Source organism: Streptomyces sp. SA15, from assembly GCF_002291145.1.
GTDB lineage: Bacteria > Actinomycetota > Actinomycetes > Streptomycetales > Streptomycetaceae > Streptomyces.
The window spans coordinates 1-26,400 of the sequence record NZ_NTGE01000059.1 but is presented as its reverse complement, the minus strand read 5'-3'; the positions used below and the strand labels follow the sequence as shown (position 1 = coordinate 26,400).

At 68.3% G+C, this 26,400-nt stretch carries 22 protein-coding genes and 9 pseudogenes; 17 read left to right on the top strand and 14 right to left on the bottom strand.

All coding sequences use genetic code 11. The annotated features are described in order from the left end of the window. Positions 1 to 46: 46 nt before the first annotated feature. A pseudogene (locus CLM62_RS51370) lies at positions 47 to 491 on the bottom strand (glycoside hydrolase domain-containing protein); the annotation flags it as partial. 416 nt (positions 492 to 907) lie between these two features. Between CLM62_RS51370 and CLM62_RS10860 the strand changes: the two are divergent. The 3 genes and pseudogenes from CLM62_RS10860 to CLM62_RS10855 form a co-directional block, all read left to right on the top strand. Further along, positions 908 to 1,642, top strand: a complete 735-nt coding sequence (locus tag CLM62_RS10860) for a hypothetical protein (RefSeq protein WP_095749633.1) — start codon at positions 908 to 910, stop codon at positions 1,640 to 1,642. A 68-nt stretch (positions 1,643 to 1,710) separates the two neighbouring features. Beyond that, a pseudogene (locus CLM62_RS53005) lies at positions 1,711 to 2,160 on the top strand (hypothetical protein); the annotation flags it as partial. A gap of 114 nt (positions 2,161 to 2,274) precedes the next feature. Continuing rightward, positions 2,275 to 2,568 (top strand): annotated as a pseudogene (locus CLM62_RS10855) (hypothetical protein); the annotation flags it as partial. Between the two features lie 125 nt (positions 2,569 to 2,693). Here CLM62_RS10855 and CLM62_RS10850 read toward each other — a convergent pair. Continuing rightward, the gene (locus CLM62_RS10850; protein WP_095749632.1) at positions 2,694 to 3,140 is read right to left on the bottom strand and encodes a DUF1772 domain-containing protein; all 447 of its coding nucleotides are present in this window, start codon (positions 3,138 to 3,140) and stop codon (positions 2,694 to 2,696) included. 91 nt (positions 3,141 to 3,231) lie between these two features. On the opposite strand from CLM62_RS10850, the gene CLM62_RS10845 reads away from it, so the two are divergent. After that, entirely contained in the window at positions 3,232 to 3,810 is a 579-nt protein-coding gene (locus CLM62_RS10845; protein WP_095749631.1) for a TetR/AcrR family transcriptional regulator, read from the top strand. A gap of 228 nt (positions 3,811 to 4,038) precedes the next feature. Here the strand turns inward: CLM62_RS10845 and CLM62_RS10840 are convergent, their stop codons facing one another. After that, entirely contained in the window at positions 4,039 to 4,887 is an 849-nt protein-coding gene (locus tag CLM62_RS10840) for an SMP-30/gluconolactonase/LRE family protein (protein WP_095749630.1), read from the bottom strand. Between the two features lie 333 nt (positions 4,888 to 5,220). Here CLM62_RS10840 and CLM62_RS10835 point away from each other — a divergent pair. Both CLM62_RS10835 and CLM62_RS10830 read left to right on the top strand, forming a co-directional pair. Further along, positions 5,221 to 5,604, top strand: a pseudogene (locus tag CLM62_RS10835) (transposase); the annotation flags it as partial. Between the two features lie 114 nt (positions 5,605 to 5,718). Further along, positions 5,719 to 6,006 (top strand): hypothetical protein, encoded by a 288-nt coding sequence (locus CLM62_RS10830; RefSeq protein ID WP_095749629.1) that lies wholly within the window; start codon positions 5,719 to 5,721, stop codon positions 6,004 to 6,006. Positions 6,007 to 6,134: 128 nt separating this feature from the next. Here CLM62_RS10830 and CLM62_RS10825 read toward each other — a convergent pair whose 3' ends face one another. Next, positions 6,135 to 6,806 (bottom strand): alpha/beta fold hydrolase, encoded by a 672-nt coding sequence (locus CLM62_RS10825; protein WP_095749628.1) that lies wholly within the window; start codon positions 6,804 to 6,806, stop codon positions 6,135 to 6,137. A 660-nt stretch (positions 6,807 to 7,466) separates the two neighbouring features. On the opposite strand from CLM62_RS10825, the gene CLM62_RS51365 reads away from it, so the two are divergent. Together CLM62_RS51365 and CLM62_RS10820 are read left to right on the top strand one after the other, a co-directional pair. Further along, complete coding sequence (locus CLM62_RS51365; RefSeq protein WP_257003795.1) at positions 7,467 to 7,598, top strand: hypothetical protein; 132 nt, start codon at positions 7,467 to 7,469, stop codon at positions 7,596 to 7,598. Positions 7,599 to 7,630: 32 nt separating this feature from the next. After that, positions 7,631 to 8,221 (top strand): hypothetical protein, encoded by a 591-nt coding sequence (locus CLM62_RS10820; RefSeq protein ID WP_143659010.1) that lies wholly within the window; start codon positions 7,631 to 7,633, stop codon positions 8,219 to 8,221. A 321-nt stretch (positions 8,222 to 8,542) separates the two neighbouring features. Here the strand turns inward: CLM62_RS10820 and CLM62_RS10815 are convergent. Then, positions 8,543 to 8,686: pseudogene (locus CLM62_RS10815) on the bottom strand (transposase); the annotation flags it as partial. Between the two features lie 138 nt (positions 8,687 to 8,824). On the opposite strand from CLM62_RS10815, the pseudogene CLM62_RS10810 reads away from it, so the two are divergent. Further along, positions 8,825 to 9,049: pseudogene (locus CLM62_RS10810) on the top strand (threonylcarbamoyl-AMP synthase); the annotation flags it as partial. 435 nt (positions 9,050 to 9,484) lie between these two features. Further along, a pseudogene (locus CLM62_RS10805) lies at positions 9,485 to 10,085 on the top strand (TMEM165/GDT1 family protein); the annotation flags it as partial. A 509-nt stretch (positions 10,086 to 10,594) separates the two neighbouring features. Here the strand turns inward: CLM62_RS10805 and CLM62_RS10795 are convergent. From CLM62_RS10795 to CLM62_RS10785, 3 genes are read right to left on the bottom strand one after another with little or no spacing between them, the layout of a single operon-like run. Next, complete coding sequence (locus CLM62_RS10795; protein ID WP_095749625.1) at positions 10,595 to 13,351, bottom strand: bifunctional YncE family protein/alkaline phosphatase family protein; 2,757 nt, start codon at positions 13,349 to 13,351, stop codon at positions 10,595 to 10,597. Between the two features lie 4 nt (positions 13,352 to 13,355). Then, entirely contained in the window at positions 13,356 to 14,726 is a 1,371-nt protein-coding gene (locus tag CLM62_RS10790; protein WP_095749624.1) for an ABC transporter permease, read from the bottom strand. Continuing rightward, positions 14,723 to 15,664, bottom strand: coding sequence for an ABC transporter ATP-binding protein (locus tag CLM62_RS10785; protein ID WP_095749623.1), 942 nt, complete (start codon positions 15,662 to 15,664; stop codon positions 14,723 to 14,725). The genes CLM62_RS10790 and CLM62_RS10785 overlap by 4 nt, the downstream gene beginning before the upstream one ends. A 20-nt stretch (positions 15,665 to 15,684) precedes the next feature. Between CLM62_RS10785 and CLM62_RS51360 the strand changes: the two genes are divergently transcribed. Beyond that, positions 15,685 to 16,065, top strand: a complete 381-nt coding sequence (locus tag CLM62_RS51360; protein ID WP_306457901.1) for an ATP-binding cassette domain-containing protein — start codon at positions 15,685 to 15,687, stop codon at positions 16,063 to 16,065. Beyond that, positions 16,059 to 16,325: a hypothetical protein gene (locus CLM62_RS52675; RefSeq protein ID WP_306457900.1), complete on the top strand. Its 267-nt coding sequence runs from the start codon at positions 16,059 to 16,061 to the stop codon at positions 16,323 to 16,325. The genes CLM62_RS51360 and CLM62_RS52675 overlap by 7 nt, the downstream gene beginning before the upstream one ends. 452 nt (positions 16,326 to 16,777) lie before the next feature. Here CLM62_RS52675 and CLM62_RS50740 read toward each other — a convergent pair whose 3' ends face one another. After that, a complete protein-coding gene (locus CLM62_RS50740) occupies positions 16,778 to 17,074 on the bottom strand; it encodes a hypothetical protein (protein ID WP_095749622.1) in 297 nt (98 codons plus the stop codon). Between CLM62_RS50740 and CLM62_RS50735 the strand changes: the two genes are divergently transcribed. Continuing rightward, complete coding sequence (locus CLM62_RS50735; RefSeq protein WP_218835583.1) at positions 16,967 to 17,698, top strand: putative PEP-binding protein; 732 nt, start codon at positions 16,967 to 16,969, stop codon at positions 17,696 to 17,698. The genes CLM62_RS50740 and CLM62_RS50735 overlap by 108 nt on opposite strands. Here the strand turns inward: CLM62_RS50735 and CLM62_RS10765 are convergent. Continuing rightward, complete coding sequence (locus CLM62_RS10765) at positions 17,631 to 19,016, bottom strand: site-specific integrase (protein ID WP_095749620.1); 1,386 nt, start codon at positions 19,014 to 19,016, stop codon at positions 17,631 to 17,633. The genes CLM62_RS50735 and CLM62_RS10765 overlap by 68 nt on opposite strands. 315 nt (positions 19,017 to 19,331) lie before the next feature. Here CLM62_RS10765 and CLM62_RS49935 point away from each other — a divergent pair, with 315 nt between their 5' ends. Both CLM62_RS49935 and CLM62_RS10760 read left to right on the top strand, forming a co-directional pair. After that, positions 19,332 to 19,556: a hypothetical protein gene (locus CLM62_RS49935; RefSeq protein ID WP_179382040.1), complete on the top strand. Its 225-nt coding sequence runs from the start codon at positions 19,332 to 19,334 to the stop codon at positions 19,554 to 19,556. Then, a pseudogene (locus tag CLM62_RS10760) lies at positions 19,514 to 19,729 on the top strand (IS256 family transposase); the annotation flags it as partial. The gene CLM62_RS49935 and the pseudogene CLM62_RS10760, both read left to right, overlap by 43 nt. A 68-nt stretch (positions 19,730 to 19,797) precedes the next feature. On the opposite strand, the gene CLM62_RS10755 reads toward CLM62_RS10760, so the two are convergent. Continuing rightward, positions 19,798 to 20,265, bottom strand: a complete 468-nt coding sequence (locus tag CLM62_RS10755; protein ID WP_095749619.1) for a MarR family winged helix-turn-helix transcriptional regulator — start codon at positions 20,263 to 20,265, stop codon at positions 19,798 to 19,800. A gap of 105 nt (positions 20,266 to 20,370) precedes the next feature. Between CLM62_RS10755 and CLM62_RS10750 the strand changes: the two genes are divergently transcribed. Together CLM62_RS10750 and CLM62_RS10745 are read left to right on the top strand one after the other, a co-directional pair. Continuing rightward, on the top strand, positions 20,371 to 21,303 hold the full coding sequence (locus tag CLM62_RS10750) for an LLM class flavin-dependent oxidoreductase (RefSeq protein ID WP_095749646.1): 933 nt from the start codon (positions 20,371 to 20,373) through the stop codon (positions 21,301 to 21,303). A 250-nt stretch (positions 21,304 to 21,553) separates the two neighbouring features. Further along, positions 21,554 to 21,790, top strand: a pseudogene (locus tag CLM62_RS10745) (hypothetical protein); the annotation flags it as partial. A 355-nt stretch (positions 21,791 to 22,145) separates the two neighbouring features. On the opposite strand, the gene CLM62_RS53000 reads toward CLM62_RS10745, so the two are convergent. From CLM62_RS53000 to CLM62_RS10730, 3 genes are all read right to left on the bottom strand, one after another. Continuing rightward, a complete protein-coding gene (locus CLM62_RS53000; RefSeq protein ID WP_373559132.1) occupies positions 22,146 to 22,469 on the bottom strand; it encodes a DUF1707 domain-containing protein in 324 nt (107 codons plus the stop codon). A gap of 847 nt (positions 22,470 to 23,316) precedes the next feature. Then, positions 23,317 to 23,961, bottom strand: coding sequence for a DUF6461 domain-containing protein (locus CLM62_RS51355; RefSeq protein ID WP_095749618.1), 645 nt, complete (start codon positions 23,959 to 23,961; stop codon positions 23,317 to 23,319). Between the two features lie 1,049 nt (positions 23,962 to 25,010). Next, on the bottom strand, positions 25,011 to 25,949 hold the full coding sequence (locus CLM62_RS10730) for a hypothetical protein (protein ID WP_095749617.1): 939 nt from the start codon (positions 25,947 to 25,949) through the stop codon (positions 25,011 to 25,013). Between the last annotated feature and the right edge of the window lie 451 nt (positions 25,950 to 26,400).

The window sequence follows — 26,400 nt, the reverse complement described above, 5'->3', positions numbered from 1 at the left end:
ACGTAACGCCGGCGGTCACAGACAACGGGACATCGCTCGGCAAGGCCGCCCTCCCCTTGGCCACCGCGTCCGCCGCGTCCTGCGCGCCGAGGGACGCGGCGGTGGAGGCGGTGAGCTTCTCGGGGCTGGAGCTCTTCTGGCAGGGCGGCTGGGCGCCGACGTATAGCCGACGTAGATAGGGATGAGCTTCCAGCCGATGGAACTGACCGACTTCCCCCGGAAGCGGTGAGGTTGGGCTGGGCACAGCCGCGGTTCCTGCCGCCGACGTAAACAGCGGCGGCGCCGTAGAAGCCGGTGTGCCATGCCCTCATCGCGGCCGGGGAGGGCGCGGTGCTGGTGTCGAAGGCTCGGCCGGTGTAGGTGGGCTGCGCGGGCCAGGTCGTGGCCGCCATCGAGGTCTGCGCCGCGATCCCGACTCCCGCGACGACGGCCGCCCCCGCCACCGCCCACGTGATGTACCTGCGCTTCTTCGACTGCCCATGCTCGGCCATCCCCACCCCAGTTGATGCGTTTCTGCGTTCATGCGCGACGGCATACGGCGCCGAGCGGCGTACGTCCGCGAGATGAAACGCGTGGTGAGCCCCCTAAGCGACGCACGGCGATACGCGCACGGAGGGAAGCAGATCGCATAACCGGCCGCTTCCCCGCGGTGGGGAAGCCCTGCTTCCCGATCACCACAAGGCTCGCCCAAGACACAGCAAATCTTCAGGAAGCGGCGGACCCTTTGACCGAGCTTTGAGCAACCGGACACCGGTCCGTGGCCAACGGCTCCCTAATGTCTGCCCAGGCCCGGTGATCACCCGGCCCCGCCTGCCCGGCTCCCGCACATACCCGGCGTTCCCCGGACGTACGCAACCACGGGTCCGTGCGGCGCACTGTGCGACTCTCTCTTCTCCCAAGGAGTCCGATGCGTCTGCCGTCCCGCGCACTCAAGGTGCTCGCCGCCGCGACACTCCCGCTGGCCCTGGCCGCCTGCTCCTCCGGCTCTTCCCACACCTCCGACAGCCCGACCGCAGCAGCCAAGCCGGCAAAGGCCAAGGACCCCAACGCCGGCCTGCTGACGGGGACACAACTGAAGAAGACCCTGGCCCCCGCGTCGTCCCTCACGTCCGGATTCGCCGCCGACCCCAGCCTCACCCGGGACACCGGCGACACCTACCGAACGCCGGCCACCAAGAGCGCCGCCAAGCCGAACTGCGCCGCCCTCGGCGCCACCGCCTGGGTCGACCTCACCGGTATCGAGGGCGTGTCGTTCGCGCAGAGCTCGTACATCGACAAGAACACGTCCGCCGAACTCGACCAGGAGATCGACGTCTACCGCGGCACGACATCGGCAGACGTGATGAAGGCCCTGGCGAAGGTCGTCGCCGCGTGCCCGAGTTACACCGACTCCGATACTCACACCAAGGTGACGGTCACCGGTAGGTCCACGAGTGGGCTCGGGGACGACGCCTACACCATCACGCTCACCGACAGCGCCTGGGAGAGCGGCACCACGCTGATCGCCACCCGCGTGGGCACGGCCGTCGTCAGCGTGCTGTCCACGGACGGCAGCGACAACGGCGCCGCGAGCGCGAAGAAGCTGACACAGCAGGTCGTGGCCTCCCTGAAGGGGCAGGCCGGCACGGCCAGCACTGCCTGATCACCCGGCGCCGAAGTGGCCGCCGGACATGTCGCGGCGAGCCTCATGGCTCAGCACCCCGATCTGCGATGCAGCTGGTGGTGCGCCCTCGGTTCTCGGGCCCGAACGCGGTTCACGCGGCCGGGACTGCGATCGGCGTGCTGTTCGTGGTGGTCGCGGTTCTCGACGTGCACTTCCGGGGCAGCCACCGTGGGATCATGACGCTCCTGGTCGCCGTCCGGGGCGCACTGTTGCGCGCCCTGCACCGGCGCCCCCGGCTGATCGGAGGTGCCGCGTTCGGTACCGCGTTGCTTCTGGGCGGACTGGAGTGGCGCGACCGCCCAGGTGCTGTCGCGGGGTCTGTCCAAAGAATCCAGAGCCCGGTGCCGTGGGGGGGAGCCATGTTGATCGAACTGGACGAGGACGTCGTCATCCGGCATGTCGCCGAGCAACTCTGGACCTCGTACGGCGACAGCCACGCACCTGACGAGATCGAGACCGCGGTCGCCACGGCCTGCGCATCCCTCGGAGCCCTGCCTATTCGCAGCTATTGCTGTGACCACGAAGGTTCACCGAGTTGGGGCGCGCTGATGGCTCCTTCCAGCTGTGATGGGATCCGGGGACAGGCGATATCTCGACCACAGAATCCACCACGCAGGCGCGGCATCAAGGCCGTCATCCCGGAGAAACGGGACCAGGCCGCCAACCGGAAGAGGAAGGGCCGCAAAGGGGGACGCCCCGTCGACCACGACGCCGAGCTCTACAAGGAGAGGAACACCGTCGAGCGCCTGATCAACAAACTGAAGGCGTGGCGGGGCATCGCGAAGCGCTACGACAAGAGCCCGGAAAGCTACCTCGCCGGGCTTCACCTGCGTGCCTCGGTGATCTGGATCAAAGACCTCACCCGAACCAGAGCCGGGAGCCGCGCAGGTGATCGAGGGGCGTAGCTTGTCGGGATCGCAGGTGTGGACTCTCAGCGGCAGCTGCATGCCCGGACGTCGGGATTTCGGTGGCCCGCTGCCGCCCGGGGAGTGGGGATTGTGCGCCACCGGCGCCGCGCCGGCCCGCGGGCTCAGGTGAGGGCGGCCGCCAGGCAGGCGAAGGCGGCGATGATGACGGCGACGCGGACGTAGTGCCAGCGGTCCCAGCGCTTCATCTGCTCCTTCCAGTCGGCCGGCCGGCTGCCGGCGGTCCACGTCTTGACCCGGTTGTTGATCGGGACGAGCACCAGGATCGACATGAGCACGCTGACGATCAGCAGCGCGGCGGCGGTCACGACGAGGCCGGTGCCATCGTCGTCCCATCCGGCGACGGCCCAGACCCCGACGAGGACGAGCGAGCCGATGTACCAGAAAGGCATCACGGCGCCGCCCAGTCGGGCCCCGTGGACGCGGCCGCGCAGGCCGTTGTCGCCGGGGAGTGCGTTGAGGATCGGGTTGCTGAAGAAGGGGACGGAGAACTCCACCCCCACCATCACGCCGACGACCACGATGGTGACGACCTCGAGCGCATTGAGCATGATGACCCCTCCCGGGATCTAGCGTTGCTAGATGATGATGCAACGCTATCACTGCTGTCGCCCGATTGTCTAGCGGTGCTAGGATCGAATCATGTCGGTACAGGAACGCAAGCAGCGCGAACGGGTCAGCCGCGAGCGCCTCATCGTGGCCACGGCCCGCGAACTCGCCGAGCAGCAGGGCTGGGACGCGGTCACCACCCGGCGGCTCGCCGAGCGCATCGAATACAGCCAGCCCGTCCTCTACAGCCACTTCCGCGGCAAGCGCGAGATCATCGGCGCCGTCGCTCTGCAGGGCGCTTCCGAGATGGCCGTGGCGATGCGGGCCGCGACCGCCGCCGCCGACGGCCCCCGCGCCCGGGTCACCGCGCTGGCCCGTGCCTACCTCGCCTTCGCCGAACGCCATCCGGCGGTCTACGACGCCCTGTTCCAGCTCGACGGCGGCCTGGCGTACGCGCAGGAGGACACCCCCGAACCGTTGAAGGACGCCTTCGCCGCGCTGCTGGAGTGCCTCAGCGAGGTCGCCGGGGACGGCGTGCGCCCGGAGCTGTTCACCGAGACGTTCTGGGCCTCCCTGCACGGACTGGCCACCCTGACCCGAGCGGGACGGCTCCCGCCGGAGGACACCGAGCGCAGGACGGAGCTGCTGGTGGACCGGCTCGCCATGCTCTGACGCACCGTCCCGGATGGCACACGGCCGGGGTCCTCGGGCCCCGCTGCCTGCCTGCGGCATCGCTTCCGGTCACTCGCGCCCACACGGCGCAGCCGCAGATCGCCGGCCCCGTACCCCCGACGGGGCACCCGGCCCGGAAGCTGCGGTGCTCATTGATCACGACTCGATACGCGCCCTAGCAGCCGTAGTTCGTAATGTTGCTAGTGAGCGGGGGTTTGGGTTTGGGTACTACGGACGATGAGCGCCCGGGCTCGGTGCATCCATGGCCAGCACCTGGCCGGTTCGTGCCCCGTCTGCCGCGCTTTCCGGCCCGGGCCACTGTGCCGCCATCATGTACAGTGTCCGGCCGTCGGCGCCCCCGAGCGCACAGGAGAAGCACCCGCGGTCGAGTTCGACTGTCTGCAGTACCTTTCCGCCTTCCTGTACGCGGACGCAGCGCTTGTTGGGGACGTCCGCGTACCAGACTGCGCCTTCGTCATCGAGGCAGATGCCGTCAGGGGCGGCGGCGTCGAGTTCGGCCCAAACCCGGCGATTTGAGAGGCCGCCGTCGCCCTCGATATCGAAAGCGGTGAGCCTGCTCGCGTGGGACTCGGCGAGGATCAACGTCGATCCGTCGGGCGTGATCGCCATACCGTTGGGGAACGCGACGTCGTCCGCCACCTGGCGTGCCGAGCCGTCGGGGGTGACCACGGCGAGGATGCCGGGGGAGGGATCTTCGCCGGCCATCATGTCGAAGCCGATGCTGTTGAGGTAAACGTTCCCGCTTCCGGCCACGACGATCTCGTTCCAGGGACGGTCGCACAGGCCGGCGAGGCCGGCGTGTGAAACGAGCGACCCGTCGGGCTGCTGACGCAGCAGAAGCCGATCGCTGCCCGAGACGATGAGCAGGCGGCCGTCCGGCAGCCAGTCGATGCAGAACGGGAATGAAGGTACGCGGACGACGATTTCGCTGCGGCCGTCGAGGTCGACGGCCACGACCTCATGGGCACCCCAGTCGCAGAACCACAGGCGGCCGTCGTGCCAGCGGGGTGACTCGCCGAGAACGAGGCCAGTCGTGAGAGTACGGAGTGCGGACACGGAAGGCTCCTAGATCGACAGGGCTGGCCCGTTTCGGACTGCGGGGGAGGGCGGCTGCCCCTCCCCCGCCTTTAGACGACACTGCACGATGAAAGTCATCGCCGCAGAACCAAGTCGGTGAAGACGCACTGCCTCCGGCACCTCGGCAAGGTGCAGTGGAAGCCCCGCTCGGACGCTCCCAGCCGCCGAGTGCAGTGCTCAGTCGACGCGGGGGCCGGTGCGGAGACGGGTGCGGCCACCGTTGACCATCGGTGTGTGAAGACAAACGATCATGCGGTGGCCGCTGGTCACCGCGTAGACCCTGCCCGCTGGCAGGAGGCGTTCGAGGGCCTCATGGGCCGGATAGCGGGACGGTTCGCGCGGGTCGAACCCCGGCGTCACGTCCGGCAGTTGGTACTCGGGCTGCTGTCGGACCTCCCGCGTAAGAACTGCTGGACCATCGCCGAGTGGGCCGGGGAGACCACCCCGGACGGCATGCAGCACCTGCTGGGCAGGGCCAAGTGGGATGCCGATCAGGTCCGCGACGACGTACGCGCCTACGTGGTGGAGCACCTGCACGACGACCAGGCGGTGCTGGTCGTCGACGAGACCGGCGACGTGAAGAAGGGCACTGGCACGGTCGGCGTCCAGCGCCAGTACACCGGCACCGCCAGGCCCCGTATTTCAATGAAGGTCCGCCATTTTGAAGTCGCTGGTCAAAGGGCTGGTGCGGGTCGCTGATTGCGTGCTCGTGCTGGTCGGGGGCGGCAGTCTGGGGCGTAGATTGTCTAGCAGGGGCAGTTTTGCGGAATCTCGCCCGTCGTTGATGGGGCAGCTCGTACGCTCCGGCGCATGATGGACCCCGAGGTGCTGGAGCGGATCGCCGCCCGACGTGCGGAGCTGGACGGCCTTGAGGGGCAGCTGGCCAAGCAGTTGGCGGAGGTGCGGGCCGAGCGGGACGAGCTCGCCATGGCCGAGCGGGTGTGGCAGCGGATGCGCGAGCAGCTCGCCGACGAGCGCGCGGAGGTCGGGTCGCCGGTCGTTCAGGTGGCGGGGCGGGCAGTGCGGCTGGTCCCGGATCGTGCGCCGGGGGTGGCCGAGTCCGCGCCACCCACCTGCTACGCGCCCTCCTCGTGCTGACGAACCTCGACGCCACCACCAAATGATCTACAGGGCAGGCACCCGCCCACGACCAGTCCGAGCACCCCGAAGCCAACGCCCCTAGCGGTGCGCGTTTGAGGCCGTCCGCGCACCGCGTCGTGTCGTGGCTATTCGCCGAGCAGAAGGATCTCCAAGAACTCCTGCGGGGCATCCCTCCACACGTCATGGCCGCTGACCAGGGTGTGGACCCGCCAGTTTGGGTCGTTGGCCAGCCGGTCACGGACGGCAGTGAATGGCGTGCCGTCCCACCCGGACAGATACACGTAGTCCCGGGTCTTGACGTCATGCAGGCCACCCGCGTCCAGCCGGATCCGCTGGAGGAAGGAGGCCAGTGGATGTGCGGTCACTCGCGGGTCCCTGCCGGGAGGCGGCTGGACCGCATATCCGTCCGCCGCCGCACCGTCCAGGAACAGGCTGCGGTAGGCATCGGTGGTCAGGTCCCAACAGGACTGGCCGTCCTCGGGTACGTAGGCGTCGGAGTAGACCAGGCGGCGCACCACACCAGAAGGGGCACGGTCGGCGGCACCGGTGATCACCATGCCGCCGTAGCTGTGCCCGACGAGAACGGCGTCGCTGACCTCCTCGGTAGCGAGTACGGCGAGCACGTCGTCGATGTGAGTGTCGAGATTGACGTTGGCAGAGTTCAGGTGGGCGCGGTCACCGACGCCGGTGGGGGTAACGGTCAGCGCCCGGTGTCCGGCGGTGCGGAGCCGGTCGGCCAGGTCGGAGAAATACCAACCGCCGCGCCAGCCGCCGGGAACGAGAACGAAGGTCGTCATGCAGGCATGAACGATGCCTCGCTGGCGCTGATTCCTTCGCAAGGCATGTGCGGTTCGCGCGGGCCCTGCTCGTCCTGACGACCCTCGACGCCACCGCCGCCAAATGATCTACAAGTTGGACACCCGCCCCACGGTCAGTCCGAGCGCCATCAACAGGGTCACACCAGCTCCCTGACCAGCTACTTCAAGATGGCGCAACTTCACTGTTTCCTGTCACCCGCTGGCCTACCCCTCTCACCTCTCGGACTTCGGGATCACAAAAGGGTACTGAGCGTGCGGTGGACCGAGTGGGGCGTCGTGGTCAGCAGCGTCACCGGCACAAGACCGAAATGGCTGATGCCTGCCGGGGCTTGAAGCCGCTCTCCAGCCGCGGGTCGCAGCGCAGGTCGCAGGGGACTCAGAGCATCGCGCTCGTCTCGCACCAGAAGGGGAACCGCTCCTTCGACTCGACCTGGCCAATGCTGATCGTGTCCATGCCTTCAGTGTGGTCACCGCTGGGCCGGACCGGCACTGCCTGACCAAGCCGAAGCCCGCCTGCCACCGCCGCTGTAGCGGGGCAGGTTCCGCCCGGCACGGCACCCGCATGGCGGCGTCAAGTCGGCCTGGCGGCAGAGTGGTTGGGTGCCATGCTGGCCGGGGTACACGTCCCAGGGCGCCGTCATGGCCAAGTCCGCCTTGGCCGAGCTCGGTATCGTCCCGCGCGCGGCGGTGTGCCTTCCGCTGGTCGAGCTGCGGCGGCCGCACCGCCGGCGGCTCGCGGACGCCCTGGCAACCGTCTCCGTGCTCGTCTGAACTCTCGTCAGGCTTGCTGGAGACTGGGTCGCGTGCATGGACTGCAGGAGAGTGGCTGGGTGGTGGACGAGAGCGCTGCCGCGGCGGTGCGCGGGATTCGCGATGTCTTCGATCAGGTCGTGGCGGGCGGTTTCCGTGCCGAGAAGGTCGAGGGTGCTAGCGACGAGGAGATCGATGCGATGGCCGCGGCCCAGGGCGTGCGGATGGTCCCCGCGGCGTTGCGGGAGGTTCTGCGAATCCTGGGAAAGCAGGGCGGAGCGTGGCTGCCGGGCGCGGGGTTCGGCATCAGCATGGGCGCGCAGGACAAGGAGTACGCCCTGTGGTGTGTGGAGGAGGCCGAGGAGCGCGGGATCGCGCACGGGATGAGGGATCCGCAGGGCCTGCTGGCGGTCCTCGATGCCGCCGCCTCCTCCTATGTCGTCGTGGACGGCGCCGATCTGGCCGAGGCTGACCCGCCGATGTGGGTGCTGGTCGAGTCGGGGGAGGTGACCAGGCGCCATGAGTCGGTGACCGCGTGGTTCGCGCTGACCGGTGAGGGCGTCATGGACACACGGCGCATGCTCGCGGAGCGCCGGGCACACGGATGCCGGGAGACTCCGGGCGAGGCGAGCTACCGGTGGTGACCGGCGGCCACCGCCGCGAAGATCGACCGGTTGGGCCGTTCCAGGGTAGTGATGCACATGGGGCCGCTGGATAGTGCGCGCAGTCACGACTTGGGGGATTGTGGATCCGCAGGTTGGTGGGGGCTGTGTCAATACCTGCGGGTCAGTTGAGGCTGTTCAGGCTGCGTGAGCTTCGGGGCGTTCGACGAGCTGGCCCCGTTCGAAGCGGGCTCCGGCTCGCACGAACGCCACTAGGTGGGGTGCGTTGACCGCTCGCCAGCGGGCCTGGGCGGACTGGTGGGGGTCCCAACACAGGGCCCGCCACCGCGAAAACAAGCGCCAGATGAGGGCTGCGGCGATGCCGGCGAAGGCGAGGAAGTGCTCGGACTTGTGCTCATAGCCCCGGTGCAGGCGGCGGAAGGCGCCCAGCCAGCTCACGGTGCGCTCGATGGTCCACCGATGTCGCCCCAGGCGGGCCGAGGACTCAGACGGTGCGGCTTGGCCACACCCGGGCCGCCCTCCACTCCGTGACGCCGGTACACCGCCGACCACGACGAGTCGAAGACCTCAGGCGTCTGCCGCCAGGTCCGCGACGGCGGCCGCCACCTGACCAACATCCATCTCATCACCGGCGGACCTGCCGAGCCCGGGTTCCCGCAGGACTGCGATGCCGCGCAGCGCATGCTCGGCGACTCGGTCGCCGTCTACCTGGACGGCGGGCCCACCGCGGACGCCGTCGCCTCCTCGATCGTGGATCTCACCGGCCCAGGAGCTGTCCTGAAGCGTGCGGGCGCGATCAGCGCCGAGCGTCTGCGGCAGGCGGTGCCCAACCTGCAGGCTGTCCCGTGACCCGGCTGTCCCGCCACGGCCACAGGCGGCGCAACCAGCCTCCGCTGCCACCCGTTCGGTGGGCTTCATGAACGCAGCGGCGTCGTTGTGGACGGTGTGGCGGGAACGGTGATCAGCGCGGCGATAGCGAGGCCCCAACCGCTGCGCCCATGCTCGGCGACGACCCGCCCTACCGGTGCGACCAGGTTCGTTACGCACTGAGGCGCCAGCTGGAAACGGCCATAGCCCTGCGTCTCGGCACGCCCGGAATGCCTCTCCTTCATGTCGGCGCGTGTCGGCCCCGGGCGGTATCCGAGCGGGGTGAGCGAGTGGGAGCCGCTACGCACCACTGGGGCCACCAGGGACCGGACACCGCCCGTATGGGCTGTTCCGTGAAGGCGGTCGGGCTCGTTGATCTCCCGGAGGGACAGCCCCATCGAAGAGGGAGTCCAGCCCTTGCTCAACTTCACCGTCCTGGCGATCACATACGGAGTCATCCTGCCCTCTGAGCTCCCCGACAAGACCGCCGTCGCGGTGCTGGTGCTCACTACCCGCTACCGCGCTTGCCCTGTGTTCGCGGGGGTTGCCGCGGCCTTCGCCGTTCATGTCGCCCTGGCCCTGGCGGCGGGCGGCGTGCTGTCACTGCTGCCTCACCGGCTTGCAGGCCGTGACAGGCACACTGTTCTTCGCCGGGGCGGCTCTGCTGTTCAAGAAGAGAGACGAGGACAGTGAGGACTCAGACGAGGGGGACGGCGAGGAAGGGAGCAACAGCTCGTCCAGCCCGTCGTTCTGGAAGGTAGCCGGGCTCGGTTTCACGCTCATCCTCGTCGCCGAGTTCGGCGACCTCACCCAGATCCTTACCGTCAACCTGGCCGCCCGCTACGACAGTCCGATCTCGGTGGGCCTCGGTGCCCTGCTCGCCTTGTGGACCGTCGCCGCACTCGGCAGTCTCGGCGGCCGAACCCTGATGAAGCACGTCCCGCTGCACCTGCTCACCAGAATCGCCGCGGTGGCGATGCTCGCGCTGGTCGCCACAAGCTGGTACGTAGCCATCGCGGCACGGCTCGACGCCGCCGGCCCTGAAACCGCCGACGACCTCGCAGCGTTCCTTCCCCGCGCCCGGTCCCGCCAGAGCACCTGTGTGCCGCTAAGGCGACGGAGTCGGCCTCCTGCGCCGGGCGAATCGACGCCCGGCTACCCATAGATTGATCAGGAACAGCGCTGATCCGGCTATGGGCCAGCCCACGGATCCACCGTCGCGGTAGGTCTCGATGCCCACCACCAACAGCATCGAGCCGACCGCCACGCCCATCAGGTCGAGGAGGACGTCTGCCTGCCTCACGATCTTCGAAAGGTTGACCACGGCTTGATCGTGACAGGTGACCCGCTCGCCGCCAAGGGCGAGTCTCTGCCGCGACCTGCATGTCCTGCCGCGCGGTCGGCGCAGCTGACTTTTGCCGGGAGCTGCTGACACACCGCCAAACTCTCCTGTCAAACAGGGGGACAAAAAATGCCCCTGGTCAGCGGTGACGCCGGCCAGGGGCCCTTTGTGGGGATGAGGCTGCGTCAGCCGTCAGATGCCGACGACGGGATGTAGGCGCCCGGCACGTCGTCTGGTGCGTAGATCTTGTCCTCGCCGGGGTACGGCTTCTTCCAGTCGTGCGTCTGGTACCACGTGAAGTGGTTCATCTGCGCGGGGTTGGCGAAGTCGGGCACGGCGTTCGGGCCGGTCAGCCGCTGGTGCGACTTCCAGTCCTCCCACTTCGCCGCGACCGCCTGCTCGTCCGCCGGCACCTTCGCCGACGGCACGGCCGCCGCACTGGGGTCCTGCGGTGCCGGGGTGTCCACGCCGCAGGCAGGCGGGGTCGACAGGCCCGTGGTCAGCGAGGTCCGGTTGGGCAGCGCCTTGAACGGTGTGTAGTCCGGGTGCTGGGTGAACGCCCCACGCATCGGGGTGGCCGCGCTGTCCTTCTGGTTCATCGGGTGGATCCCGAGGATCTGCTCGATGGTCCGGATCATCGTGATCTGGGTGTAGTAGTGGTTGTCGACGGTGCCGTGCTGGGCCCAGGGGCTGATGATCTGGATCGGGGCCCGGTGGCCGTCGACGTGGTCGAGGCCGGCCTGGGAGTCATCCTCGACGACGAAGATCGCTGAGTCCTTCCAGTACTTGCTGTGCGAGATCTCGTCGACGATCCTGCCGGTCGCGAGGTCGTTGTCCGCGACCTGGGAGGCGGCGTTCGCCGGGCCACCGGTGTGGTCGCTGGAGAGCCAGAACATGTTCAGGTTCTCCGGGCCGTTCTTCTCGAAGTCACGTTTCCAGATCTGCTCCCGGTAGATGTCCGGGATGCTGGTGTCGAACTTCGGGAAGCCGTGCACTGACACGTCGTTGAGGGACGGGATCGGCGAGGACGAGTTCAGGGTGTAGGCGGTGTCCTGCCCGGTCGCGTCCATGTTCTTGGCGTCGCAGTACAGGTTCTGCCAGGTCGCGCCCGACGGTTTGGTCAGGAACTGCTGGAACTCGCCGAAGTCCCGTACGGACCTGCCGGCCGCCTGTGCTCCGGTCCAGAGGAACCCGGTCCGCTGGTGGCCGAGTGCGTCGTCCTCGGTGTCGTAGCTGCGCGCGTACTCACCGGCCGAGGACTCGGTGTACTCCGGATCGTCGGCCTGCATCAGCCAGTTGTGGCCCTCGGCGGAGTTCGTGCCGATGTCGTACATGTTGTCGTACAGCCCGAACTGCTGGGCCAGCGCGTGCTGGTTCGGGGTCACGTTCTCGCCGAACTCGGCCAGCGACGGGTCGCCGTTGCCCTCCGGAAGGTCACCGAGGACCTGGTCGTAGGTCCGGTTCTCCTTGACGAGCAGGAAGACGTGCTTGATCGTCGAGGGGTCGCCGAGCCGCACCGGGACCGGCACCGGCTTTGCCGTGCTCTTGCCGTCGGTCGGCGCGACCGAGCCGGCGTTCCAGCCGTTCTGCTGGAAGACCTTGGCCGTCTCGGACTTGATGACGCTGTCGTCCGGCAGTGTGAACCGCTGCAGGCTCGAGGTCGTGTCGTGGGTGCCGTGCCCGGCGCTGTTGGTGGGGCGGCGGGCGTCGATGCCACGGGTGTTGGAGACCAGCACCTGGTTGCCGACGGTGGCGATCTCCGCGGGGAAGTAGTCCGTCGGGAGCAGGCCGACGTAGCCGACCGGCTCCTGCGGGCTCGTGTACCGGTAGACGGCGACCGCGTTGGCGCGGCCGAGCGTCACCAGCAGGTGACCGTCGTCGGTGAGCGTCACCGCGTCGGGCTCGTAGCCCACGGACGCCTCCGGCCACGGCTGGGTGGCGATGGTCTGCACAACCTTGTCGCTGGCGGTGTTGATGACCGACACGTCGTTGGTGGCGGTGTTCGTGACGAACAACGCGCCCTTCTTCGCGTACAGCGCGGTCGGGTGCAGGCCGACGTTGATGCTTCCGACGGCGGCAGACGGGTTCGCCAGGTCGATGACGCTGACCGTGCCGGTGGTGGTGGCGGCGGTCACCGGGCTGGCCGGCACCTGGGTGCCGTACGAGTTGATCGTGGTATCGCCGGGCTTCGCCGGGCGCCCGCCCTCGTTGCTGACGTAGAGCTTGGATCCGACCTCGACCATGTCACGCGGGGCGTTGCCGACGGCCCAGCTCTGCTTGATGGTCCCGGTCGCCGTGTCGATGGCGACCACGCGGTTCTGGCCGTTGACGGCGGAGTACACCGTGGAGCCGTCGGGCGAGAACACCGCCTCCCCCACCAGAGCGTGCCGGGCCCCGTCCGCCGGGATCTTGACGGCCGTCGGGTTGGCGACGCTGCCGTCCGGGTTCACGGTGAACTTGGTGTAGCCGTCGGTCTGGCCCAGCCACAGCTGCTTGCCGTCGGGTGAGTACGTGGGGCCTTCCTGGCCCACGTCGTTGCCGCTGATCCGCAGGTCGGCCGAGGCGGAGTTGCCGACGAGCTGCTGCACCTTCCACTTCTTCAGGTCCACGATGGACAGCGCCGTCCCACCGTCGGTGACCGAGGCCGCGAGATGGGTGCCGTCCGGGCTGACCGAGGACGACATGATCTTGCCGTTGTCGACGACGAGGCGGTCGCCGTACGGGGCGATGTACTGGTCGCTGGAGATGACCTGGCCCTGATCGGTGACCTGGCCGACCTGCTCGGTACCGAACTGGGTCGTCTGGGCGAAAGCGGTGCCGGCGGCGACGAGGGCGACAGCGGTGGTGCCCGTCGTCAGCAGGGGTATCCGGCGGCCGAGGCGTCTGCCGAGAAATCCGGAATGCTCCTTCTCGACACGCCTGCGGCGGCGTGTTACCTGCATGGAGTTATCCCTTCGGGGGTGGGGTGGAGAGCAGTTCGACGTTGCTGTCGAACTGCCACAGCGGGTTCGGTGCGTCCCCGATCGGGGTCCGCACCAGGAAGTAGCCGTTCACTTCCTTCGGTCCGTCGCCATCGGCGACGAACCGCCCGTCCGCGGTGACGTCGAGCTGGTAGACGGCCTGCCCCGTGGCCTCGACGCCGGGGAGATGCCAGGAGACGACGCAGCGCCAGTCGTTGCCCGGTCCCTCGGCGGCGAGCCGGCCGGCGCCCTTGTCGCACGCAGCCGTGGCCCGCAGCTGCGCCTCGGTGACGTCGGGGCGGTTGAGCTGCTCGGTCTGCAAGCGGTAGAGGTGGGCGAATGCCCTGGCGACCGACCGCTGCACCTTGTCCTGCTGGATTCCGGAACCCGTGGACGGGATCGCGACGGCGACGACCGTGACCGTGAGGGCGACCAGTGCGGCCAGCGGCAGCAGCCCGGTGATGAGGGCGCGCCGCCCGGAGCCGTCGTAGGTGGGGTTGGTGAAGTCGCGCCGCAGGAAGAGCAGACAGGCCAGCGCGGTCGCGAGCACGGCCCACGCCAGGCTGACAACGATGCCGATCAGGAGCGGGCCGAGCTGCGTGGGGCTGGTGAACAGACCGTTCCAGGCGATGAAGGCGTAGCTGGGCAGGGCGAGGCGTGCGGCGACGGGCAGCGGCAGCATCTGGGCGAGCTGCATCGCGAGCGCGACGAGCGCGGGCAGCAGCAGTCCCATCGGGGACCGTCCCAGCGCGACCGACCCGAGCAGTCCGATCGCGGCGAGGGCCAGGGTCGGGGCAAGCACACACACCCAGGCGAGGAGGACCTTCCCGGCCGCGTCCGAAGGCGCCAGCAGGTGGCCGTCGAGGCCGACCAGCGGCTGGTTGCCGACCGCCACGACCCCGCCGACCATGCTGGAACAGGCCAGCCCGGCCACGAGCACCAGGATGACGGTGAGACTGGCCAGTGCCTTCGCCGCGAAGATCCGTCGAGGCGAGCGGACCGCCACGAGCAGGTGGCGCCAGGTACCGAGCCGGTCCTCGGAGGCGAACACGTCACCGGCGACCACCGAGGTCAGCAGCGGGAGCGCCCAGGTGCCCGCGAAACCGAGCATCACCAGCGGTCCGGCCCACCCCGTGGCGTGCATCCAGCGACCGAAGAGGGTGTCGGTGGGCAGCGTGCTCTGCTCGCTCACCGCGGCGACGAAGAGCGCCGGCGCGATCCAGCAGGCCAGGACCAGCAAGCGGATCCGCCACTGCGAAACCAGCTTGACCAGCTCGAAGCGGTAGCCACGCGGCACCGAGACGCGACTGGCGCCGGCAGTCTGGTCGTCGACTACGCCGACTGCGGTCGCGGTCATCTACCGGCCTCCTGATGCTCGGTGAGGGCGAGGAACGCGGCCTCGAGGGGTGACACCACGGGGGTGAGCTCGCGCACCGCGATGCCCGCATGTACGAGCCGCACCACCAGTTCGTCGAGGGCGGGCACCAGTGCGCGCACGACGACCCTCTCGGCGCCATGGCGTGCCCCGGCATCGTCGACGACACCGATCCCGGCCGTGTCGGCAGCCACCCGGCAAGCGGCCTGCGGGTCGGAGGTGAGCAATCGGTAGTCGAGTTCACGGTGTTCGGCTGCCAGCTTGCCGGGCGGGCCGGAGAAGACGACCCGCCCGGTGGCGAGGATGGTGACCTCGGAGCACAGTGCCTCGAGGTCATCCATGCGATGGCTCGAGAGCACGACGCTGGTTCCGTCCGCCGCGAGCCGGGTGAGGACACCGTGTACGTGTTTTTTGCCAGCCGGGTCGAGGCCGTTGGCGGGTTCGTCGAGCACGAGCAGCCGGGGCTTGGTGAGCAGGGCGGCAGCAAGCCCGAGCCGCTGGCGCATGCCGAGGGAGAACCCGCGGGTCCGGTCGTCGGCCACATCGGTGAGCCCGACCTGGTCGAGCACGTCGTCAATTCCCGCTGTCCGCGCGTCGCTGCCGCGAAGAGCGGCCAGCGCGGCGAGGTTCTGCCTGGCGGTGAGCGAGGGATAGAGCCCGGGCCCGTCCACAAAGCCGGCGACACCGTCGGGAGCGGCGAGCGCCCGCCGGACCGGCGTACCCAGGATCTCCAGGCGGCCGCTCTCGGCGACGGCCAGGCCCAGCAGGAGGCCGAGCCACGTCGTCTTGCCGGCGCCGTTCGGCCCGACAAGGCCGTGGATCTGCCCCTGCGTCACATCCAGATCGATGCCGTCGAGCGCGACGATGTCGCCGAAACACTTGGTGATCCCGCGGGCCCGGATTGCGAGGAGTGCGTCCATGAGTCCCTTCTTTCGCAACGGTGAAGGAACTTAGGCGCGGCACACAACCCAGGCAGGGACAGCTGGTTGAACGTCCACGGAACGCATCGTCAAGGCATCGGCAAGTCTGTGTGCACGGAGTAAAACCGGCATCGAGTCGGATTTGGGCACCGCCCGGCGGCCCCCGAGTCCGAACGAAGCGCTGCAGCGCCCGAACAGACCGCCTCCCACAGACAACTCGGGCACCGCTCCTGCTGCACCGGCGGGCCGCGCGGGCCGAGTCACCGGCCCGCGTCCTGGAACCCCTGGAGCAGGTCGGCCTGCCCGCAGCCTTCGCCGACCACTACCCTCACGAACTATCCGGCGGACAGCGCCAACGCGTCGCCATAGCCCGGGGCCTCGCAGTCGACCCCACGTGCTGATTTGCGACGAGGTCACCTCCGCGCTGGACGCGGACAGCGCCATCTCCGTGATGGACCTGCTCACCGAACTCAGCGACGGGCGCGGCCTGTCCCTCGTCCTGGTCAGCCACGACGTGCGCCTCGTCTGCGACCGCACGGACTCGCTGCTCGTGATGTCCGAAGGACATGTGGTCGAGTCCGGGCCCACCGCACGGCTGTTCTCCTCACCGTCCCACCCCGTGACCGCCGCCCTGGCCACGGGGATCCCACTCAGCGGCTGACACCAGGGGCTGTGGCCAAGAGCTGATCGGTTCATCCGCCGGGGCCTTTCCAGGGTGAACCGCCCAGCGTTCACAACGGATGGTGCGGCAGGTGGTGGCACGAAGCCCGAGGAGGAGACACTGAACCGAGTCTGATTCAACCGGAGCGAGGTCGATCGCCGTCTCGTCGGCGTCTTCTCGCTCGGCGCCGTACCCACCGCCGCAGCCGGGCTCTGTTGTTCGCCACCGAGCCGCCGCGTGCGCGGGTCGTCCAGATGGACGCCCCTGTACCAGCCTGCGAGTGTCGTATCAGTGCCAGCCACCGCCTACGCCTCCCGAGGCGTGGTGGCGTGGCGATGTCGAGTTCACCGGCCGGTGTCCTCGGTTCCCGCACATCAGTCCACGCCGCGTCGACGCTTCGGCGGCAGAGGGGCTCCCGCAGGCAGGTTGCCTGCGGGAGCCCCTCGATGCGGTTACCGACTCGTCCGTACGCAGCCCCAGCTGCTCGAGGAACAGCTCGCAGCCCTGGGCGAGACCACGCGTGCGCTGACGCCAGAGGACCGGGCCAACGTCTGGGTGATGGTGCCGATGGTCTCCACTCCCGCCGAGGCCCGCAACTCGCCCGGCTCGCGCGCGCCCACAGCATCCAGACCGCCGACGTGATGATCGAGGTCCCGGCCGCCGCGCTCCAGGCGGCGGCGATCGTCGCCGAGGTCGACTTCGTCGGCACGAACGACCTCGCCCAGGACGCGATGGCCGGTCGGTGGCACTTCTCACTGGGTGGCGACTCTCCCGGGGCGGCGCGGCAGGCGCTCACATTCGTCGCCGCATACCCTGTGGCGCTACGGCGCTGGCTCCGCGGCCGCTCGAGGCCATCGGGCACTCAAACCGCCAGACCGGACCGCGTGCAGGCTGGTCCCCGCATGGCTGCGTGCCATGACAGAGGCGCTTTCGCGCGTGAGCCGCGCCGGGCCGTGGGAGAACAAGGGGCCGCTCGTCAGATCACCGATCAACCGGTCCAGCAGCGATGCCGTCAACTCACTCACCGGGACCCACTCCGGCGTGTCCGCTCTCACCGACTCCCGCATGTACACCCGCCTGCGCGGGAGGTCCACGTCCTCGATCTGCGCCCTCAGCCAGTCCGCCACGCGGGCCTCGCCGTCCCACAGCGCCGACCACAGCGCACGGTGAGCCAACGAGATCCCCTCGTCGGCGACGAGTTCCTCGAACCGCTTCCGGCTCACCTTCTCAGCTTCGACCGCCATGCCCCGTCTCCCAACTGCCGAGACCGCCTGATCCATTTCCCACCACAAGGTGCCGAACTCCTCACGCCACGTCCGGTTCGGGCGGCTGGTCGTAGGCGCTCAGGAGTCCTTCGATGCGCTGGTTGTTGATGGACTGCCGGTCGTACAGGCACTTGGCGTACCGGCTCAGCAGGACCTCGACGCTGTTGCCGGCCCGCTGGGCGACCTCGGCCGGGTCGGCGCCCGCGCACAGCCACGTGGACAGCGCCGAGTGCCGCAGGTCGTACGGCCGCTTCGCGAGCGGTGTGCTGGTGAGCGCGGGCGGCAGGGCGAGGTCGCGGGTCTCGTGCCATACCCGGTGGTAGGTGGTGTAGGTGATGATCCGGCCCTGTTCGGTGAAGAACAGCCGGCCGTCGTCGGCCGTACCGAAGGTGGCGACGTGGTCCCTCCACAGGGCCACCAGGTGCGGCGGGAGCGGCACCACCCGTGTTTCTCCCGGCGGGCGGTTCTTCAGCCCGCGCTCGTCGTGGTACGCGCCGGTGTCGGTCCATCGTTTGCCCGCCTGCGGCCGAGTGCGATGCAGGATCAACCGCCCCCAACCGGATCTGGGCAGGCGGTTGTCCGGCAGCGTCACCGCGACCGCCTCCTCCGGACGCAGACCCGCGTAGTACATGCCGGCGAAAAAGCCGACCAGCTGGCGGCCACGGGCCCTGCGGTAGCCGCCCACGTAGGAGACGGCGCTCAGCAGATCCCGTGCCTGGTACGGGTTGGCCACCGCCCGCGGGTCCACCGCGACCGACGGCTTGGGCACCCGCCAGCGGATCTTCTCCAGCGGATGACTGCCCAGCTCGCCCCGCTCCACGGCGTAGTGGAGTGCGTGCACGAACACCTTGCGCTTGCGGCGCATGGTCTCCACCGCCGCCTCACCGCCGTCCAGCTTGCGGCGCAGCGACTCCAACACGTCGCGCGCCAGGACCGGATCATGCAGGTCGACCAGTGGCCGGGACGCCTTCGCCACCCACTGCAGCACCAGCCGGTCCTCCGCCGGCAGCTCCCGCTGATCCGGCCCCGGCACTACAAAGGCCCAGTGTCGCAGGGCACGGCGCAGCAGCTGCTCCTTCGGCCGGCCCGGCATGTCCCAGCACATCGCCAGGGTGATCGCTGTCAGCGCCTCGCTGACCTCGTTCCGGGTCTTCGCGGCCCGTCCGGGCCAGTGCGCCCGCGCGTATTCGGTCGCGAAGGCGTACCAGGTCAGCTTGGACGGGCCCCGCGGACCGTACCCAGGGCTGGCGCCTTGGGCCAGGCCCGCGCGGATGGCCCGCACCAGCTCCGAACCGAACTCACCGGCCATGTCCGCAACCGCGCTGTCACGGTCCTGCCGTCCATCGCTGTCTGGTTGCATCGAGGGTTGGTCCGCCGGCTGTTCGGGATCCGGTGCAGCACCGTCGTGATGTTCGTTCGTGTCCATGCCCGCCTCCTTCTGATCGGCGGGGCATGACTGCCCGGAAGATCCATTCGAACACCCCCCGGGAAGAGGGCATTCGTGCAATGCCCAGTTGATGATTGCGGATTGTCCGACGTTCCACACGGCTTCCGTCGCGGCTGGTCACACCCGGTGCCTGCGTGGCCGGTTCTGCACCATGGCGCATCATGCGCACTTGTATGCACCCCAATGCGCCGAACTACCGTTCCCGGCCGGCCGGGGCACGCGGACACCGTGGGGGATGCATGGCAAGAACCGCGCGACAGATCCTGAACGCACTCAGCCGCCAAAGGAGCGTTCATGTCCGATCGCCGGCAGAACTTGGTGCCCATGTCGACTCCGCGGCGGCGGCCATTGACAGCCGCTCCGGCCGCCGTCGAGCGCAAGCGGTTCTCCTCGGCGATCCTGTCGCCCTGGTGCCGCAAGTCCCCGAAGATCAGCGAAGTGCTGCCGCTGCTCTACCTGCACGGCCTGTCCTCCGGGTCGAGTCGCCCTTCGCCACGGTGCGGCTCCGCACGAAGGTGACCAAGGGCGCCGGCAGCCCGGCCGCCGCTCTGGCCGTGGTCTTCAAGCTCGTCGCATCCGCCCAGCAGCGATGGCGGGCCGTGAACGCACCGCACCTCCTCGCCCTTGTCCGGGCCAGAGCCCGCTTCGAACGGGGTCAACTCGTCGAACGTCCCAAGGCCCATGCAGCCTGACCGGGACGGCTGGAGACCCGTCTCACTGATTACGGAGGTCTACGGATGTAAGCCAACGTCACCGCCTGTCATGCCGAGTCGGACGCCTGGCCAGCGCCCGTCGGGGCACCGACGAGGGACTGCAGGGCGCGGACCAGGAGCGCGGCGTCTGGGCGGGAGAGCGGGGCGAGGAACCGGCGTTCCGTCTCCTGGCGGGCGAATTCGGCGTCGCGTAGTCGCTCCCGTCCGGTCGGCGTGAGCTGCACGATGTTCTTGCGTCGGTCCTGGGGACTGCGGCGCCGCTCGACCAGTTCCTTGCCCTCCAAAGCGTCGACGAGGGCCACCATCGTCGTGCGGTCGATGCCCAGCTTGCCCGCCGCTTCCAGTTGAGACAGCTCGTCATGCGCGTCGAGGACGGCGAGAACCGCCAGTTCACGGCCGTCGATCCCGTGCGGCGCCAAGGCCCGCGCCGACTCCTCGGTCAGCCGCAGGTACACGTGCTTGAGCAGATAACCGAGTCGAGAGGAGAGGACCTCGGGCGGTGCGTCGCGCGTCATGGCAACAGCGTATCCAGAGACTGATGGTCAGCAATGCTGATGATCCGCTACGGTGATGATGTCGCCGTCAACGGCGGCGCGTCGACTCGAAGGGCGCGTGGCAACATGGCCGACCAGCACCTCCCCTCCGTAACATTCGGAATCAAGACCACCCCGATGCGGGTCCCCTACGAGGACATCCTCCGCGTGTGGCAGGAAGCCGACGACCTGCCCGAAATCGCGGACGCCTGGCTGTGGGACCACCTCATGCCGATCGCCGGCCCGAAGGACGGGCAGATCCTCGAAGGGTGGACACTGCTGAGCGCCCTGGCCGCCAGGACCCAACGGCTGCGCCTCGGCCTGCTCGTGACGAGCAATCGGATCCGGCCGCCCGCCGTCCTCGGCAAAATCGCCACAACAGTCGACGTGATCTCCGGGGGCCGCCTGATCATGGGCCTCGGCGTGGGCGGCACCGTGCAGCCACCCAACGCGGGCGGCATACCCGGCGAGAACCCGGCCGTAGCGGAGTACGCAGCCTACGGCCTCACGCTAGTCCCACCCGCCGAAGGCATCGCCCGCCTGGAGGAGACCATTGCCATCCTCCGCGGCATGTGGACGCGGGACGTCTTCGACTTCCACGGCCGCTACTACACCCTGACCGGCAACCGCAACGAGCCGAAACCTGTTCAGCGGCCAGGGCCGCCCCTGCTGATCGGCGGCTGGGGAAACAGGACGCTCCGCCTGGTCGCCGAGCACGCCGACATCTGGAACATCCCCGGACCGCCACACAACACGCTGGACTACATCACCGAGCGCAGCGCCGTTCTGGACGACCACTGCGCCGCCATCGGCCGTGATCCGCGGACGATCACCCGCTCCGTACAGTACATCGTGTCCTACGGCGACCCAGCCACCGACCGCAAGGTCATCACGGAGCTCATCGCCGCAGGCATGACGCACATCGTGCTGAGCCTACGCAGCCCCTATCCCTCACAGGCCGCGCGATGGCTCGCCGACGAGATCATCACGCCCGTGCGCAGCGCGACCGGAGAATGCTGATGACAGGGCCGTCCGCCACTCAGCAAGACGCTCCTCCCTGCCCAGGGCCGCCTGAGCTGACTCACCTCACCTGATCCACAAGTCTTGACTATTCCTCCCCTGAGTGTCTCGCAGCGCAACAAGGTCTCAGAGGTCGTTCTCTTTCCGAACCTCGTGTGTGACTTCTGCTGGTCAGACATGAGATCGCAGCTGTCGCGGAAGCCTCGGCTCGTTGCTGGCCGAGATGTCGTGGGGGTGGCGGATGCCGTCAATGCGGGCGGTCCTGGAAGCGCGGCAGAAGGCCGCGGCGGTGCGGGTGGAAGAACTCGAGGCCGAACTGGAGCGGGTGCGGGCGGCTCTCGCGGAGGCGGAAGAGGTGCTCCGGCGCCGGCTAATCGGCCTGGAGCAGTATCTGGAGGCGCTGGCCGAGGCGGATGTACCCGCCGTGGTGGCCGGCGGGGTGTCGCAGAAGAAACCGGTGGGGCCGCGCCGGGCAGTGCCCCACCGGTAGTCCAGTCGAGCCGACCAGGCTCACTTCGGCAGCGGCCGAACCCGCGATACCCGAACGTCGCCCAGCCAAGAGAGACCTAGCGACCGCCCCGCCGACAGTTCGCACCGATGGAGTCAAGCGCCTGCAGAAGGGGACGCGCGCCTGCGCAGCAGCCATTGCCCGAACGTCCGACGTGGGGGCCGCACCACCACGCGGCCGTGGGCCTTCTGACCGACCAGCTCCACTCGCAGAGTGACCGGCGTATGAGGATTTATCGGAGTCTGACGGTACTTGACCTTGCTGTGTACCAGCTGCAGACCATCAGTATCGACCACGATGCCCGGCCTCGTGACCAGCGTCAGGGTCTTCCCCGTCATGCCCACGTCATCCGCAGGGTGTCGTGCGTGATCACTGCGTCAGTGAAGTCAAGCGTCACGTCGCAGTACGTCACCGCGAGCTCCAGCTTCCGCGGTACCACCCAGCGCCCCACGCGCTCGACCGCACCGCTGTGGACCTGTTCGATCCGGACTACGTCCTTGACCTCTGCTACGGCAACGCCGGCCGAGGCCGATACGGGCGGCAGGTCAGCGGTGAGCGCGGCCAGTTCGCTCACAGTCCGCGCCGACAGGGCAGCTTCCAGGCGCTCGTCCAACTCGTCCGCGGTCAGCAGGCCGTCCCCCGCCGCGATACGCAGCACATCCACCACCCGGCCCCGGTCGGCATGAGAGGCTCGCAGCTCGGGCGACGAGCCGGGCCGGAGGGCTTCCCAGTGGGTGAAATCTCTCCCGACATGCTTCCGTCCTGGTCCTGTCGAACGTCTCCGCGCAACGCAGGCAGCGGCGCAAGTAGAAGACTAACGCTATATCGCGACCTGAATCTCGGCTGGGCCCCATCACGGAGAGGTGATGGTCAGCGTCGATGCACGGCATGCGGCATCCATCATGCCGAGGCCCAGTCGCGACAACAACCGCATCCCAGCGGCCGGTTCATATCGTTCCCCGGGGCGGCTTCAGGGCGTCCGAAATGCGCAGAACCTTCCCCGTTCAGCCAGTCGTCCGCGTGCCTCGATGCGCCACGCCCGTCCCCAAGCGGCACTCCGGACGCCCTCACTCCAGAGGCCCTCGCTCCCCTGGTCGGCACCCGCATCGACGCTCCCGCCCGCTTCCAGCCCTCACTGAAGATCCACGAACAAGTTGCTGGTCACGGGGCTGGTGTGGGCTGTCGGTCGTGTTCTCGTGCTGGTCGTGGGCGGTTGTCGGGGCTCAAGGTCGTCTGTCAGCGGGTGACTTCGAGGTTCGTCAGGACGAGCAGAGCACGCAACAGCGTGGTGGCGTGACGGATTCCCCCGGCGGAGCTTGGTGCGGATGCGCCAGTTCTTCAGGTGCGCGAAGGCGTGCTCACAGACCGCCCGCGCTGCCCCTTTGGTACGGCATCGGCTTCCGCCGTTCCATGCTGCTGGCCCCGTGTCGTCTGGGTCACGTCCGTGGACGTGACCGATGCTGCGGCCCTCAGGGCGCCTATCGGATCTCTGAGCACGCTCGTGGTCACCAGGAGGACGGAGGTGAGGTGCGGGTGACCACGGCAGGAAGCTGCCCGTTCTCGATCACCTGCCGCGGCAGTGACAGCCCGAAATACTCACCGACGACTTTCAACACGCGGCGCTTCTCTTCGACAGGCGGCAGCTCCTCGTCCTCGCCAAGCAGGTCATCAATGCTGTCTTCCGGCGGGATGACTCCGGCCGCTTCCAGCGCCGGGCGCAGCAGGTCAGGCTGGGCTCCGGCGGGGTAGTAGCCGAACCCCAACTCGAAGTGCAGCTGCACCTCACTGTCGGCGAGGTACCTGAAGAAGGACGGCGGATCGTCCGGCCGTGGGTCGAAGATCAGCACCTCAGCGCCGCCGCGGGACACTGTCGGGTCGAGGGACCAGCCTTCGCTGCCCCCGGACTCCACGATGAACGACCAGTCGCCGCTTTGGCCGATGCGGCCGACGCAGTAGATCTGCGTGAGGTCGACCATGCGGGACGCTTCCTGGATGGTGAGGGCGGGCCCGATCTCGACGGGCTGATGGTCGGCCATGCGTTCGGCCAGCTGCTGAGGGCTGAGGCCGCGGGCGCAGGTGATGTACAGGTCGGTGGCATTCAGGTTCGCGCTGTGCCAGGCATCGGCGATCCATGCAAGGTGGTCGGGCATTGCCGTTTGCTCCATCGCAGTGCGCGAACTGGGGGAAGTTCACCCAGTACGGGTCCTTGTCCAGCATCCGGTACTTGGTCGAGAAGCCCGAGCTGAACGCTCCACCCATTGAGGTGGAGTTAATCCATCCCGACATGGCCGAGCGGCCACACACTTCCTTCCATGTCGGAGCGGGCTCACGGATGTCGTCGTACAGGTGCCATTCGCCCTGCTTGACCCGGGTGGCGTAGGTCTGCACGCAGTCGTTGCCGGTGTCGACCTCGTTCATGCCGCCTTTGCTGGCGGGCATGCCGCCGGAGTTGTAGGTAGAGGCGTAGGCGAACTCGTCGCACGACGCCTTGTCGCCCGAGCTGATCTCGGGAACGGTGGTCGCGTCTGGGTTGCCGTAGGTGGCCGCCCACCCGTCAGGGCAGATCACCTTGCGGTTCTCGTCCGGGTCGCGGCCGGGCGCGTTCTTCGACGCGGCAGGCAGGTAGAACAGCGGCTTGTTGGCTGCCTTGCTGCCCGGGTGCGTGGGCAGCTTGGACTGGATCAGCCATGCGTGCGCGACGGCCGGCGGCGTCTTGTCGAAGTTCATCACCCACGTCGGGATGTACTTGTAGAACGTGCAACCCGGCGTGGTGGAGGAAATCTTGTCGCAGCGGATCTGCGCACCATCGGCCTGCCACCGCGTCGCGGCCGGGTTCGCCACCGACGAGTAGGCGGTGATCTTCGTGGACAGGTCCAGCCTGTCCGCGTTGTTCACCGCGTTCCAGGTATGGTCGATCTTCCCGACCGCGGAGTGTGAGAACGGATCCGCCCCCGTCCACACCAGTGCCCCGTTCCACGACTGCGGACCGTTGGTGCACCGGTCAGCCAGGAGGCAGTCGAACTCGACGTTGAGCGTGACCGACCCGAACTTGGCGTCGATCGCCACCGGCACGAGCACGAGTTGCTGGGTGAACGTCGCCGAGTTCCCCGCCAGTTTCACCTCCTGGCCGACCGCCCAGGAGGCGTTCAGGATTTCGCCTGTGGGCTTGCCGTGCTTGATGACGATGCCCTCGTACTCGTCAGGTGAAGCTGCCGATGCACGCCTCATAGCGCTTGATGTGTGAGCCGGTGAGGTTTGCGCACCAGTCGACCAGGCGAGGCAGTGCCTTCACCTCGTTCGTCCCCTTGGTGAGGGCGTCGCGGATCTTCTTGCTGTCGTCCGGCACCAGCCGCGAACACGGCTGAATTCCCGTCTTCTTGTTCAGCGTGCCGCAGTTCCAGCCGTCTTCGGCGCTTCGGCCGATGGGTGGTTCGGTCGGGTCGACCGCGGCCATGGACGGCTGAGCGATCTTCTGCGGCTCCTGGTAACCGTCCTGATTGACCGCCGGAGCGTCCTTCTTCGGCTCGGGCAGGGTGATGCTCACCGCCCGGCCGCGGGTGTGGAACTTCGCCCATGACGACCAGTTGGTCTCGTACAGGCTGCCGTCGTAGGCGCTGGTGCGGAAGGCGTAGGTGGTGTTCGTCTTCAGGTCGCCGTACCTGATGGTGACCTGCGCCGTTCCACCGGACGTCACGAAGTCGGACACGATCACACCGTACGCGGCGGGTTTGCCGGTATCTGGGTCGGTGAGTTGGACCTGGTCCTTCGGGTTGCCGGCGGCGTCTGTCGTGTAGACCTGGAAGGTCAAGTTCGCCGCGTCGCCGTCGGCGTCGGTGACGGTGTTGCGCAGTGTGACGGTGGTGCGATTGGCCTGCCACACGCCGGCCGAGTCTTTGGTGAACGGTGGGCCGGCTTTGAGGTTCTTGCCTGAGACGGGCCGGTTGTTGTTGGCCTTGGTGAGGGCCTCCGGGCCTGCCGCGGGCCGGGACGACGGCGCATAGTCCCAGTCGGGTGTGCCGTCGCCGCTGTCGGCTGCGGCGGCCTCGCCGCCGGATCCCAGGAGCAGGATCGAGCAGGCGCCGAGGGCGAGTTTCGACAGGATGCGTCTTCTTCTGGAGCTTCCTAAGCTGCCTGACAAGAGAAGTTTCCCCTCTGGCCCCGCCCACGTGTTCCCTCTGAGCGAGGCTCGTCAGTTGCGATTAGTCGCACTGTCGTTCTATGAACGCTTGACCCAGGACGGCAAGGGCATCAACCGGGGCACACGCCATGAACTGGATGCGGTGGACGTGACGATAGACACGGTTGTGCCCTGTGGGGTCACGATCGTGTGAGGGGGCTGTGAAGGTACCTGAGTGCCTTGAAGGCAATTTGAGGTTCAACACCGAAGCGGCGTCAGCGGTTTCAACACCGCGGTGGGTTCATGGCCCCGGCTGAACCCGAGTCCGGTCAACTCCCGGCTCTAAGAGGTCGTTTTCTCCCGATGTTTTATCCCGGAATTAGTGTTTGGTCCCGGGAGGTCGGGTCGCGCCAGGAGATGGTGGCTTCGCTGGTGAGGCGTCGGGCCATCAGGTCGGTCATGGCGAGGTGGA

Bases quoted from the DNA above. Each gene is read 5' to 3' on its own strand.
- CLM62_RS10845 (WP_095749631.1), top strand. From the start codon at position 3,232: ATGTCGGTACAGGAACGCAAGCAGCGCGAACGGGTCAGCCGCGAGCGC.
- CLM62_RS51365 (WP_257003795.1), top strand. From the start codon at position 7,467: ATGGCCAAGTCCGCCTTGGCCGAGCTCGGTATCGTCCCGCGCGCGGCG.
- CLM62_RS10850 (WP_095749632.1), bottom strand. From the start codon at position 3,140: ATGCTCAATGCGCTCGAGGTCGTCACCATCGTGGTCGTCGGCGTGATG.
- CLM62_RS10790 (WP_095749624.1), bottom strand. From the start codon at position 14,726: ATGACCGCGACCGCAGTCGGCGTAGTCGACGACCAGACTGCCGGCGCC.
- CLM62_RS10795 (WP_095749625.1), bottom strand. From the start codon at position 13,351: ATGCAGGTAACACGCCGCCGCAGGCGTGTCGAGAAGGAGCATTCCGGA.
- CLM62_RS10825 (WP_095749628.1), bottom strand. From the start codon at position 6,806: ATGACGACCTTCGTTCTCGTTCCCGGCGGCTGGCGCGGCGGTTGGTAT.
- CLM62_RS51355 (WP_095749618.1), bottom strand. From the start codon at position 23,961: ATGCCCGACCACCTTGCATGGATCGCCGATGCCTGGCACAGCGCGAAC.
- CLM62_RS10750 (WP_095749646.1), top strand. From the start codon at position 20,371: ATGGCCGACCAGCACCTCCCCTCCGTAACATTCGGAATCAAGACCACC.
- CLM62_RS10860 (WP_095749633.1), top strand. From the start codon at position 908: ATGCGTCTGCCGTCCCGCGCACTCAAGGTGCTCGCCGCCGCGACACTC.
- CLM62_RS50735 (WP_218835583.1), top strand. From the start codon at position 16,967: ATGATCGAGGTCCCGGCCGCCGCGCTCCAGGCGGCGGCGATCGTCGCC.
- CLM62_RS49935 (WP_179382040.1), top strand. From the start codon at position 19,332: ATGTCCGATCGCCGGCAGAACTTGGTGCCCATGTCGACTCCGCGGCGG.
- CLM62_RS10785 (WP_095749623.1), bottom strand. From the start codon at position 15,664: ATGGACGCACTCCTCGCAATCCGGGCCCGCGGGATCACCAAGTGTTTC.
- CLM62_RS10765 (WP_095749620.1), bottom strand. From the start codon at position 19,016: ATGGACACGAACGAACATCACGACGGTGCTGCACCGGATCCCGAACAG.
- CLM62_RS10755 (WP_095749619.1), bottom strand. From the start codon at position 20,265: ATGACGCGCGACGCACCGCCCGAGGTCCTCTCCTCTCGACTCGGTTAT.
- CLM62_RS10830 (WP_095749629.1), top strand. From the start codon at position 5,719: ATGATGGACCCCGAGGTGCTGGAGCGGATCGCCGCCCGACGTGCGGAG.